This is a genomic window from Prevotella sp. 885, assembly GCF_002265625.1.
Taxonomy (GTDB): domain Bacteria; phylum Bacteroidota; class Bacteroidia; order Bacteroidales; family Bacteroidaceae; genus Prevotella.
On the sequence record NZ_NOVE01000020.1, the window covers coordinates 1 to 11241 of the forward strand.

Consider the following 11241-nt stretch of genomic DNA (forward strand, 5'->3'; position numbering starts at 1 on the left):
AAATATCGTACAAGCGGTAAAAAACTGTTACAAAATAAAAATCAATTCTAGAGAATCAAAAAGCCGTTTTTATGGTGTTCTGCTGAGCAAACAGCACCAATGCTTAACGATAGTGCCACTTTTACAGTCCAATAGTGGCACTATTAGAGTGTAAAAGTGGCGCTATTGTATGATAAAAGTGGCACTATTAGAGTGTAAAAGTGGCGCTATTGCAGCAAAAAGTGGCTCATTTGAGAGCTGGATTTCATAGTGTTTCGTTAGAAAACCACATAACATGCTGTGTATGAGTATATTATCTCAAAACGCTCAAAACTCAAGAATTTCGCACCAAAGATTTTGTTGTGCGTTCAACTCATAGTATTGAGCGTTAGAAATGCAAATATTGTCAGGCAAACTAACCGCCAAACAGGAATTTATCTGCGAAATCCGGTTAGGCAGGGCTTTGACAAAAACCTTTATCCACATACCGCTTATTGGCGCAAATCCTATCGGATTTAAATAAAAGGCTTTACATTAGGTCATACGAGAAACATGTTCTCGACAACCTAACGTAAAGCCTTTTATTTGTGCACAGCACGCGCCCATAATCGGAAAAACATATAAAAACACAAGGATATCGGGCGACATATGGTCCGAATTATGAATTATGAGTTTGAATTATAGCAGACAAGGCAAACATAGGAGGCTACGGCGAGACGTCATAGCCTCCTACAATTACCCTTTTCTGCTGTGCAATCAGACAGTGGGCTTCCATCCAGAGATGGGAAGATTTTGGATATCTAAGGATTACCCATACAATGATGAGTTTAGTGCATATATGGTTGCCAAGATTTATCGTGCTGAGGGAATAGCTTCATGATATGATTACATAGCAAAAGCAACTATTGTAGTGGGGATGCTTATATATTAAGTTCAAGATTAGGTCAGAACGGAAAGTTTTTGCTAATTTTGCACTATTAGTATTAACAAGAGAATCAACAGTCAACAGGACTTTATAAATAAAGTGCATAAATGGAAGAAATCGTTAATTGTTATCCCGTAGGAATACAGACCTTCTCGAAAATCAGAGAAGGGGGATATCTCTATGTAGACAAGACTGGATATATAGCAGACTTCCGAAGGAAGAAGATGAGCTATGTCTTTCTGAGTCGTCCAAGGCGATTCGGCAAGTCGTTGTTTGCATCAACTCTTCAGGCGTATTTTGAAGGACGCAAGGAACTGTTTGATGGACTTGCGATAGCCGATTATGAGAAGGATTGGGTGAAATATCCTGTGCTTCATATTGATATGAGTGGTGCAAAACATCTCAATGCGGAGCGTTTGGAGGACTATCTTGGCTTGCAATTGTCAGAGTATGAGGAATTGTATGGCAGGGATGAGCGTGAAAGATATCCAAACGACCGCTTGGATGGTATTGTGAAGCGTGCCTTTAAGATGACGGGGCGTAAGGTGGTGGTCATCATCGACGAGTATGATGCTCCATTGCTTGACGTTGTACATGAGGAGGAAAACTTGCGTAGTCTTCGTTTTGTAATGCAGAACTTTTATAGTCCTCTAAAGAAACTCGACCCATATTTGGAGTTCACGTTCATCACCGGCATAACTAAGTTCTCTCAACTGAGCATATTCAGCGAATTGAACAACTTGGAGAACATCAGCAGGTTCGACCAGTATTCTGCCATCTGTGGCATCAGTCTTACTGAATTGACCACTATGATGAAGCCGGATGTTGAGGCTCTTGGCAAAGCTCTCGGTATTACTTATGAGCAATGTCTTGAGGAGTTGCGCTTATATTATGATGGTTATCATTTCAGCGAACACTCTGAGGATGTGTTCAATCCGTTTAGTCTGATACGTGCATTGAGCGGACAAAAAATTGAGTCGTATTGGTTTGGCTCTGGCACTCCCAGTTACCTCATCAAGAGTCTGCAAAAATATCATGTGAATGTTACGGATATTGAAGCGCATGCTGTCAGCGTTGACGACTTTGATGTGTCGCCAGAACAAATGACCTCTGCTCTGCCTATTCTCTATCAAAGTGGCTATCTTACTATCAAGAAGTACAGTCCCATAACCAAAAGCTATAAGTTGGGATATCCTAATATGGAGGTGAAGATTGGAATGCTGAGAAGTCTGGCGCCCAATTATCTCTCTCCAGTATCTATTGACAATAATGGACTTGTGGCAGAATTTGTTGAAATGCTGTATGAAGACAATATCAATGAAGCTATGATACGTTTAAAGGCATATCTGTCGAGTATATCCAACCGCTTGTCTAATAAGAACGAGCGCGACTTTCAGACGGTCTTCTATCTAATATTCAATCTTATGGGAGCATTTGTTAAGGTGGAGGAGGATAGTGCTATAGGACGTGCTGATGCAGTATTGCATCTGCCTACAACTATATATGTGTTTGAGCTGAAATATGATGGCTCAGCAGAGGAAGCCATAAACCAGATTACTGATAAGGGTTATCTCATTCCGTATTCAGCCGAAGGCAAGCGACTTGTGAAAGTGGGTGTCAACTATGATAGTAGTCAGCGGACCATTGGTGATTGGATTGTGAGAGAAATGTAAATTTCTTGTTTTTGATTTTCTGATTCATTGACAAGATTTTCAGACATTAGTGTCCCGATTTTAACGGGACACTAATGATATAATACATATAGCAAATACAGAAGATAGTGTCTGCTAGAGCGTGAGGTGTCGCCAAAATTTTCATGCACAGCCTCTCCTAACCGCTAAGCTGCAATTTATAGCTGTAAAAGCTACATAGGAGGCTATGGCGTCTCGCCGTAGCCACGCAGCCTCCTATAGCAGATTATCTATCAGCACATGTAATACGTAACTTTGTACCACCAATCAGCGCCGTGTCCCTAGGGGACACGTATCCGTCAGAAACCCACTGCAAGCTCCGAAGGAGCGTAGCTGTGGGATAAATAAAACGAGAGTACATTTTGTTGTACGGTTGTTGTAAACTTTTGCGGAAAAGCTTTGCCAATCTGAAGTAATTGTTGTATCTTCACTTGCTAAACTTCTGTAAATAATTAATTAGGGTGTATAGTTATGAATAAAAAGCCTTATATTCGCATATCGCCAGATATTGATGTCTTGTTTGTAGATGGTGACAGTTGCTGCGCCAGTGCTTATGGCGACGAGATTGGTAACGATAGTCCTTGGCTGGGCCCTCGTTTCAGTATCGTTGTGTCAGGAATAGATGAATGGGTAAGGCGGTACGAGGATGCAACCGACTTTGCTGAAACTACGACAGAGCCTTCCTTTGACTGGATTTCATGGCACTACGAGGGGTTATGTTTCGCTAAGGCTATATGGAAGCAAATGCCAAGATGTTATACGCTGTACTATGAACCCCCATTCGAAGACCATAGCGGCACCATAGGCGAGGTGATAATCGACGAGAATGTTGATAGTCTGATTGGTCGTTTGCGTCCGTTGGCTAAAAGGACTCCTGCGCCACTTTCAAGAAAGGACAATATTGAATATCAGTTAGAACGGAAAGACGATTGTGTACAGATCACATTCCGTATCAATAATCTGGTCCTTGGCATGCCTCTTTCTTTCAAGTCTTTGCCAGGCATTAAGCAATGGCTGAAAGACATCATTGATGCGAAGGGTGAGGTGTGCACTATTCAGTTAACTGGATATAATCTCCATTATGCACGTCAGACTGTGGGCTTCCATCCAGAGATGGGAAGATTTTGGATTTCTAAGAATTACCCGTACAATGACGAGTTTACTGCATATGTGGATACCAAAGAATTCGTGAGAGGCTTCTATCTGTCACTGATGACAGAACTCGGCTTAAATCATTGATTATCATTCATGGTTGCCAAGAATTATCGTGCCGAAGGAATGACTTCCTGATATGATTACAATAGCAAAAGCAACATAAAAGCTACGGAGACAATTTGATTGTGCTTTGTAGTTTTATGTTGCTTTCTTTTTAACCTAATTAACTGTTTTATGTATTCTATTTGGGCTTTTATGGCTTCTTCTCCAGATCGATGATCACCTTCATGGAAGTTTCGCGGTGTGTGTCGATGTACTTGTAGGCATCGTCATACTCCTCGAAGGCGAAGCGGTTGCTGACGAGCGGCTTCAGATTGACGATGCCGCGCGATACGTAGTCGATGGCTGTCTGATAGTCCTCGTGACGGTACATCATCGAACCGATGAGACGCAACTCGTGTTCGCCGAGATGGAACATGCTCAGAGCCGGGTCCTTGGCGAAGACAGCCACTACGACGATGTCGCTGCCCTTCTCGATGGTCTCCATCAGCGAACGGATGGACGACTCTACGCCAGCCACCTCGAAGCCCACCTGATAGCCCTCGTCGCCGAAGAGTTCCTTGGCAGCTTCCTTCAGCGGACGCTTGGTGATGTTGAGCGTGTCGGCGATGCCACACTCACGAGCCTTGGCAAGTCGGAGGTCGCTCACGTCGGTGATGAGGACGCGCTTTGCTCCGCGGGCCTTGCAGAACTGTGCAACGAGGTTGCCGATGGTGCCGGCACCGCTCACTACGACGTTCTTGCCCTTTACGTCGGTGCGGTTGCTGGCATGTGCGCCAACGGCTGCCGGCTCAACCATTGCACCAAAGTCGAGACTCATTCCCTCGGGCAGCTTCACCACACGGTCGTCGTCGATGACGAAGAAGTCTTGTGCACATCCGTCAGCCTGGAAAGCCTGAACACGCAGATGCTCGCACACGTTGTATTGTCCGCGCTTGCAGGGGTTACACTCGCCGCAGACCAGCTGAGGACGAGCTGTGATGTTGTCGCCCGGCTTGCAGACCGTCACCTTGCTGCCGCATGCCACGACAACGGCGGAATATTCGTGTCCCTGAACGACGGGATAGAACGTGGCGGGGTGGAGGCCGTGGTAAGAGTGGATCTCGCTACCGCAGATGCCGATGCGCTTGATGTTGACGAGAATCTGGTGTTCGTTGAGGTCTTCAGCCTTGGGAGCCGGAACTTCCTTAAACTCGATGTGCTTTGGGGCTACTAATATTGCTTGTCTCATAATTGTATTGTTTAAAAAGGATTGTTATATGTTGTCTTTTGTGTGTTAATACATTGTTTATATCTTTCTCTTGATGGTCTTCAGATCCTCCACAATCTTGTTGTAGACATGACGGTGGAGCTTGTAGAAGCAGAGACAGAAAGCCGTTGCTACCCACAGTACACCGGGGATGGTGGAGAAGGTGTGGCGCATGATGGCAATGACGTCAGCGTTCTGTTCGGCACCAGCCACGTATCCGGCAGAGTCGAGAGCCAAGGCGAACATCGCCGTGCCGAGAGCCATGCCCGTCTTGTTGGCGAGCGACACGAAGGCATACTGGAATCCGTCGTTGCGTATGCCGGTCTTCCATTCGCCGTACTCCACGCAGTCGGGGATGACAGCATAGATGGCTGTGTTGAAGCCCGAGAAGAAGAACCATGCTATGGCAGAGCAGACATAGAATTCCACGGGGGTGGTGTTGGGGCTGAAGAAATAGAGCAGGCCCATAAACACTCCGCAGAGCAAGGAGAAGACAGCGGCGGCATATCCTTTATTGCCTGTCTTGCGGAACATCCAGGGGAAGCAGGCGGCTCCGGCTATTGACGGCAGGATGATGGCCATGGAGTAATAGCTGAAGAGCGTAGCCGAACCCTCGACGTACGTGAAATAGTAGAGGATGTCGGCATTGCGGCCGTAGAGGATGAATCCGAAGAGAAACTGTCCGAGGATGGCAAGCTGGTAAGGACGGTTCTTGAGCACCGACTTGAGCTGCACGGATATGGGAAGCTTCTGTCCGACCGGCACCTCCACCACCTCCTTGGTCTTGCTGAAGCAGAACAGGTGGCAGGCGGCGAAGATAATGCCGTATATGATGGCCACGGCCAGATAGCCGAACTGTGCGTTGCCCTTGCCGAGGAATGTCACGAGCGGCACGGTGATGATGTTAAGGACGCCGATGGCTATCATTGCGCTCACCGAGCGGCTGGTGTTGAGCTTGGCACGCTCGTCGATGTTCTGTGTCATCGCTCCGCAGAGTGTGCCGTAAGGCAGGTTGACGCAGGTATATCCGAGCACCAGAATGCAGTATGTCACTGACATGTATACTATCTTGGCGGTCTGGCTCCAGTGGGGGTGTGCCCAGAACGTGAGCATGAGTATGATGGCTGTTATGGGAGCGCCGAAGAGCAGCCATGGACGGAAGCGTCCCCAGCGGGTGTGGGTCTTGTCGGTGAGAGTGCCGATGATGGGGTCGTTGACGGCGTCCCAGACTCGCGATACGAGCATAAGAGTGGCTACGGCACTCATGCCGATGCCGAACACGTCGGTGTAGAAAATCATGAGGAAGTTGCTGACGAACATCCAGCTGAAATTGCATCCTACGTCACCCATTCCATATGCAATCTTGCTGATGAAGGGAACGCGGTCTTTGTTTGAAGTAGTACTCATATTTTTATTATAGGTTTTTGTTATTTTCTGCCGCAAAGTTAATGCTTTCAGACAAGACTTTCTACAAGAAAATATCAGACATTTTGCGCAACCGTTCCCGCAACCGTTCCCATTTTGCGCAACCGTTCCCAAAGGCAGGGGAAGGATTACGTTTTTCAGGAAAGGAGAGAGGGAGGCTTGAAGTTTAGGGCTGAGATTTTATTGAGGATAGAAAAGTTTTTGCTAAATTTGCACTGTTGTAATAACTAAAGCCCAACCACAATATGTCTAAATACATCACCATAAAGGATATTGCCAACGAACTCGGTATCTCTAAGTCGACAGTCTCACGTGCTCTGTCCGGCGACTCCTCCAATGTAAAGGCGGAGACCATGCAGCTCATCACTGAGACCGCCCGTCGCATGGGGTATCATCGCAACGAAATGGCTGTGAGCCTGCGCAAGCAAAGTTCGCATAACATCGGAATAATAATCCCCGAAATCGTCACGACGTTCTATATGACATTCATCAGCCATGCCCAGGCCCTTCTGCGCAAGCAAGGCTATAACGTGCTGATAGCCACGTCTGACGAGAACTACGTGCAGGAGCGTGAGAACATGGAGATGATGGAGCATTGCATGGTTGACGGTCTGCTCATCAGCGTTTGCAACAAAGAACACAATGCAGACATCTTCCGACGCATCGTGTCGCGCGGCATCCCTGTGGTGTTGTTCGACCGTACTGTGGAAGACGTGGATGCTTCGCAGGTGAGACATGACGATTACATAATGTCGTTCTTCATGGTGGAACAGCTCATCCGCAGCGGAAGCCGTAATATCGTGCACATCCCTGGACCGTCGCACATCCGCAACGGCTATGAGCGTCTGCGTGGCTATCGTGACGCCCTGGAGAAATTCCACATCAGCTTCAATCCGGACCTTGTGCTGGCTTCGGCGTTGAGCGCGGAGGAGGGTTGTCAGGTGATGAGCGACTTTATGGATAAGGGAATAAAATTTGATACAGTGTTTGGATTCACCGAAACGTCGCTTATCGGTGCCAAGAACCTCATACAGAAACGCGGGCTGCGCATACCGGAGGACGTCCGCGTATGCTGTATGTCGGGCACGGCGCTCTGCACGCTCGTACATCCCACCATCACTGCCGTGGAACAGCCTGTGGAGCAAATGGCAGAAGAGGCCTGCAGGCTCCTTATGGAGCATATCGCTGACAGCGGCAAGAAGGCGGAGGACGTGGTGCTGAGAGGAGATATAAAGGAAAGGGAATCCACGGCTGTTACTAAAGATTCTGCAACAATAAAGTGAAAATACTGAAATACAAACAAAAAAGTACCTTGAAATAGGTATTGTCTAAGTCTTTTTTTGTAATTTTGTAAACGTAAATGAGCATGGCGCCTATACCTTATTATATATACGATATACGATAGGATATAGCGTCGCTCGCGTATGGGTAAGACTTTTACATTAATAATTTATTTTATTATACCGATTATGATTTATTCAAAAGAAGTAGACAACATGTGCGTTGTCGCAAAGGGTCCTAACCACGGACCGGCTCCAATTCCTGAAGAAGGAAAATGGATCTACGCCAAGGAGATTAAGGATATTTCTGGTTATACTCACGGTGTGGGTTGGTGTGCTCCTCAGCAGGGTGCTTGCAAGCTCTCTCTGAACGTAAAGGACGGCGTCATCCAGGAGGCTCTCGTTGAGACTATCGGTTGCACCGGTATGACTCACTCTGCAGCTATGGCTTCTGAGATCCTTCCCGGCAAGACCATCCTCGAGGCTCTTAACACTGACCTCGTTTGCGACGCCATCAATACTGCTATGCGCGAGCTCTTCCTCCAGATCGTTTACGGACGTACACAGAGCGCATTCTCTGAGGGCGGCCTCGTAATCGGTGCAGGTCTTGAGGACCTCGGTAAGGGTCTCCGTTCGCAGACAGGTACTCTCTACGGCACAGTAGCTAAGGGTACACGTTACTTGGAGCTCACAGAGGGCTACATCACAAAGCAGTTCCTCGACAAGGACAACCAGGTTTGCGGTTATGAGTATGTTCACCTCGGCAAGATGATGGAAGCCATCAAGAACGGTATGGACGCCAACGAGGCTGTGAAGAAGTTCACTGGCTCTTACGGTCGTACAACTGCCGAGCAGGGTGTTGTTAAAGCAATTGATCCACGTAAAGAATAATAAGGAGATACACAACTATGATTAGAAAAGTAAGTTACGAAAGTCAGGAGCGCCGCGAGGCTCAGGTTCTTGCCGCTCTTAACGCTGAGGGAATCAAGAGCCTTGAAGAGGCTAACGAGATTTGCGAAGCAGCTGGTGTTGATCCTTATCAGATGTGTGAGGACACACAGCGTATCTGCTTCGAGAACGCAAAGTGGGCATACGTTGCAGGTGCTGCCATCGCTATCAAGCGTGGCGTTAAGACAGCTGCTGACGCTGCTGAGGCTATCGGTGTAGGTCTGCAGGCATTCTGCATCCCCGGTTCTGTAGCTGACGACCGTAAGGTAGGTCTCGGCCACGGTAACCTCGCTGCCCGTCTGCTCCGCGAAGAGACACAGTGCTTCGCTTTCTTGGCAGGTCACGAGTCGTTCGCAGCTGCTGAGGGTGCTATCAAGATTGCTGAGATGGCTAACAAGGTTCGTAAGAACCCGCTCCGCGTTATCCTCAACGGTCTTGGCAAGGACGCTGCTCAGATCATCAGCCGTATCAACGGTTTCACATACGTAAAGACAGAGTTCGACTACTATACAGGTGAGTTGAAGGTTGTTGACCGCATCGCTTACTCAGACGGTCCCCGTGCTAAGGTTAACTGCTACGGTGCCAACGACGTTCGCGAGGGTGTAGCAATCAACTGGAGCGAGGACGTAGACGTATCAATCACTGGTAACTCTACCAACCCGACACGCTTCCAGCACCCGGTAGCTGGTACATACAAGAAGGAGCGTATCCTCGCCGGCAAGCCTTACTTCTCAGTAGCTTCTGGTGGCGGTACAGGCCGTACACTCCACCCGGACAACATGGCTGCAGGTCCTGCTTCTTACGGTATGACCGATACTCTCGGCCGTATGCACTCTGACGCTCAGTTCGCAGGTTCTTCTTCAGTTCCTGCTCACGTAGAGATGATGGGCTTCCTCGGTATGGGTAACAACCCGATGGTAGGTGCTTCTGTAGCTATCGCCGTGGCTATCGACCTCGCTCTCAACAAGAAGTAATCTTCTTCTTTCTTAGAAGATTTACATAATATGACGCCTCTCATAGTCCGCAAGGGTTATGGGAGGCGTTTTTTGTTATTTATAGGTTTCTCAACCATTTTCTCACTGGCATATCGTACAGCTTGAGGCACAGCCATGCCAGGATGATGCTGGCGGTCACTGCGGCCAATGCCGCGGGCCAAGTCTCGTACAGCGTGTATTGGCGTGTCTTGATGAGCCACATATAGAATGCGTACATCAGAGGATAGTGGACTATGTATAGCGGATACGAAATGTCGCCGAGGAAACGGCATATGCGCGTTGAGGCTATGTCGGTGGTTTTGCCGGATGCAGCGTACCATACCACAAGAGGGAATACAGCTATGATGCAAGCTGCCTCGAACACTCCGTTAAGGCTCAGCGCTCCGTCACTATATATATAAGGTATGTGGAAGATGATGAGCAATAAGGCTGCGCTCGTCCAGAAGGCTCCGCGGGCTTGTCGTAAGGGCTTGAACAAGCGCGACATGAGAATGCCCATGGTGAACGGACAAAGCATACGGAGCATTCCTCCGAGTATGTTGGTACGGTCAACCGTCCATCCCACTCCGATAGATCCGTAGCCCGACTGGTCAGTTACGGCAAACCATGCAAGGGCGCAGCAGAGCGCAAACGAAAGTACGGCGAGCAGACGTGTTGACAGATGCCGTATGAAGAGCGCGTACACGATGTTGCCCACGTACTCGAAGAAGAGTGACCAGCACGGTCCGTTCAGCGGAAACATCTCGCCGTTGCCACGCACCTCACGTGGCATTCCGGGTAGGGCAGGGAGCATAAGGCATCCACAGACGAAGGCGAGAAAGGTGAGCCAAAGCGTGGCGTGCGTGCCGTCCCATCGCTCCATGCCGCTGATCAGAAACGACGCAGCGCCAATCACAGCACCCATAATGACCATTGGCTGGAGGCGGATAAGACGGCGGCGGAAGAATCCTCCCAACGTAAGCGTCTTTCCCCATCTGCTGTCATAAGCATAGCCTACGACAAATCCGGAAAGGATGAAGAAGAAGTCGACGGCAAGATAGCCGTGATTGATAAAGTCGATAACGGGCTTGTTGCCTGCAAACTGGAATCCCTCGAATACGTGATACCATACTACGAGGAGTGCCGCCACGCCTCGCAGACCGTCGAGAAGTGCGTAATGTGGCTTTGAATCTGTTGTTTTAGTATCTTGTTTTTTCATAGATGCAAAGGTAAGGCTTTTAAGGCGGAATACAAAGGAAGCTGTGGGGTTTGTTAAACGCTTGCCATCATGTGTTAACAAGTGTTGTGCTCGGACACAAAACCTTGTTGTAAATCAATAAAACAGCTAAAAGACGCTAAAAAAAACGCTGTTTGTTTGCGAGCACAAAAAATCTTTGTACCTTTGCATCGTCAAAAGGTTAATAGATTGTTTAGGTTAGTAGTAATAGATTTAGGTTTTTAGTTATTAGGTTTAAGGTAAATTGAACGATTGTTTAACAGGTAACTATGAGGGCTCGTGAGAATCTTCATTAATTACGAAAAGTTTTTTAAGTTA

Annotated in this window: 8 protein-coding genes; 5 read left to right on the forward strand and 3 right to left on the reverse strand. The window is 47.9% G+C overall.

Features of this window, described 5'->3' with window-relative positions:
- The first annotated feature begins 1011 nt into the window (after positions 1 to 1011).
- On the forward strand, positions 1012 to 2577 hold the full coding sequence (locus tag CHL74_RS07710; protein WP_094880588.1) for an ATP-binding protein: 1566 nt from the start codon (positions 1012 to 1014) through the stop codon (positions 2575 to 2577).
- 489 nt (positions 2578 to 3066) lie between these two features.
- Positions 3067 to 3834, forward strand: a complete 768-nt coding sequence (locus CHL74_RS07715; RefSeq protein ID WP_094880589.1) for a hypothetical protein — start codon at positions 3067 to 3069, stop codon at positions 3832 to 3834.
- Positions 3835 to 4003: 169 nt separating this feature from the next.
- Here CHL74_RS07715 and CHL74_RS07720 read toward each other — a convergent pair whose 3' ends face one another.
- Positions 4004 to 5041, reverse strand: a complete 1038-nt coding sequence (locus tag CHL74_RS07720) for a zinc-dependent alcohol dehydrogenase (RefSeq protein WP_094880590.1) — start codon at positions 5039 to 5041, stop codon at positions 4004 to 4006.
- 57 nt (positions 5042 to 5098) lie between these two features.
- Positions 5099 to 6466 carry an MFS transporter gene (locus CHL74_RS07725; RefSeq protein WP_094880591.1) on the reverse strand — a complete coding sequence of 456 codons (1368 nt, stop codon included), beginning with the start codon at positions 6464 to 6466 and terminating at the stop codon, positions 5099 to 5101.
- A 263-nt stretch (positions 6467 to 6729) separates the two neighbouring features.
- Between CHL74_RS07725 and CHL74_RS07730 the strand changes: the two genes are divergently transcribed.
- From CHL74_RS07730 to CHL74_RS07740, 3 genes are all read left to right on the forward strand, one after another.
- Positions 6730 to 7767, forward strand: coding sequence for a LacI family DNA-binding transcriptional regulator (locus CHL74_RS07730; RefSeq protein WP_094880592.1), 1038 nt, complete (start codon positions 6730 to 6732; stop codon positions 7765 to 7767).
- Positions 7768 to 7953: 186 nt separating this feature from the next.
- Positions 7954 to 8655, forward strand: a complete 702-nt coding sequence (locus CHL74_RS07735; protein WP_094880593.1) for an iron-sulfur cluster assembly scaffold protein — start codon at positions 7954 to 7956, stop codon at positions 8653 to 8655.
- Between the two features lie 17 nt (positions 8656 to 8672).
- Entirely contained in the window at positions 8673 to 9686 is a 1014-nt protein-coding gene (locus CHL74_RS07740) for a GGGtGRT protein (protein WP_007896973.1), read from the forward strand.
- Positions 9687 to 9765: 79 nt separating this feature from the next.
- Here the strand turns inward: CHL74_RS07740 and CHL74_RS07745 are convergent, their stop codons facing one another.
- Positions 9766 to 10905 (reverse strand): acyltransferase family protein, encoded by a 1140-nt coding sequence (locus CHL74_RS07745; RefSeq protein ID WP_094880594.1) that lies wholly within the window; start codon positions 10903 to 10905, stop codon positions 9766 to 9768.
- Positions 10906 to 11241 lie beyond the last annotated feature (336 nt).